The organism is Sedimentibacter sp. B4, from assembly GCF_000309315.1.
GTDB classification, from domain to species: Bacteria; Bacillota; Clostridia; order Tissierellales; family Sedimentibacteraceae; genus Sedimentibacter; species Sedimentibacter saalensis.
Genome location: NZ_CANG01001076.1, coordinates 1 through 339 on the forward strand (window position 1 = coordinate 1; position 339 = coordinate 339).

General features: G+C 73.7%; 1 protein-coding gene. It reads right to left on the reverse strand.

Annotation, left to right across the window (positions count from 1 at the left end):
* Positions 1–101: 101 nt before the first annotated feature.
* Positions 102–339, reverse strand: a 238-nt coding sequence (locus BN358_RS27295; protein WP_232233431.1) for an alpha/beta fold hydrolase, incomplete at its 5' end; no start/stop codon positions are given.

Genomic DNA, 339 nt, shown 5'->3' on the forward strand with positions numbered 1-339 from the left:
TCGACCACCCGGCCGAAGCCCCGGCCGGCGGGACCAACTGACCGCGTTGCGCCGCTCCGGATCAGTGGCGGGTCCACGGGGCCCGCCGTCAACGCGTCGGTTCAGGCGTCGACCATGGCCACGCCCCCGTGCCCCTCGTCCTCGATCACGACCAGTTCGCTGGCGGGCCACTGGCGGTGCACCTCCCAGGCGGTGCGCAGGGGCCCGCTCACGTCCGCGCGCCCGTGGATGAACACCGCCGGCAGGTGCCCGATCGGAGCCAGGCTGCCGAGCAGCGGCGGCTCCAGAAACCCGTCGTGCGACCAGTAATGGGTGGTCAGGGCCACGAACGGCAGCCGG